Raw genomic sequence first — 639 nt, forward strand, 5'->3', positions numbered from 1 at the left:
CGCGCTTCCCGACGGATCGGGGCTGGATCTGCTCATCGACCTGCCGCAGGAGACAGGAGTGATCGTGTTCTCGGCGGCGGAGCTGGACGAGAAGCTCGGCGACCGGGTGCAGGCGATGATGACCAAGACCAGGGCATCGGAGATCGATGTCGCAAGGATGGTCAGAAGGATGCTGGCTTCGTCCCGCGGCGGCGCGGGAGCGGCCACGCAAGCAGGGGAGTGATGTTGATGCCGGCGAGGATCCTCTATGTGGATGACGAGGACGACATCCGCGAAATCGCCCAGATGTCGCTGGAGCTCGACCCGGAATTCGAGGTGCGGTCCAGCGCTTCGGGCATCGAGGCGCTGACCGATGCCGCCGATTGGCGGCCTGATCTCATCCTGCTCGATGTCATGATGCCGGATATGGATGGGCCGGTAACGTTGAAGCGCCTGGCCGATTCGCCGCTCACGGCATCGATACCGGTCGTGTTCATCACGGCGCGCACCCAGACGCATGAGGTAGAGCGCTACCTCGCCATGGGAGCCGTCGGCGTCATCGCGAAGCCCTTCGACCCGTTGGCGCTTGCCGGCGAAGTCAGGAAGCTGCTGTTGGCGGCCTGACGCGCCGTAGCGTTGGTGGGAAGCCTGCCGGCAAGG

1 protein-coding gene and 1 pseudogene are annotated in these 639 nt (G+C 64.9%); both read left to right on the forward strand.

Annotated features, from left to right (window positions below; all coding sequences use genetic code 11):
• Positions 1–223, forward strand: a pseudogene (locus EN852_RS34655) (hybrid sensor histidine kinase/response regulator); the annotation flags it as partial.
• A 5-nt stretch (positions 224–228) separates the two neighbouring features.
• Positions 229–603 carry a response regulator gene (locus tag EN852_RS34660; protein ID WP_135879577.1) on the forward strand — a complete coding sequence of 125 codons (375 nt, stop codon included), beginning with the start codon at positions 229–231 and terminating at the stop codon, positions 601–603.
• The last annotated feature ends 36 nt before the right edge of the window (positions 604–639 follow it).

The sequence above is a fragment of the Mesorhizobium sp. M2E.F.Ca.ET.209.01.1.1 genome (assembly GCF_004010375.2).
GTDB lineage: Bacteria > Pseudomonadota > Alphaproteobacteria > Rhizobiales > Rhizobiaceae > Mesorhizobium.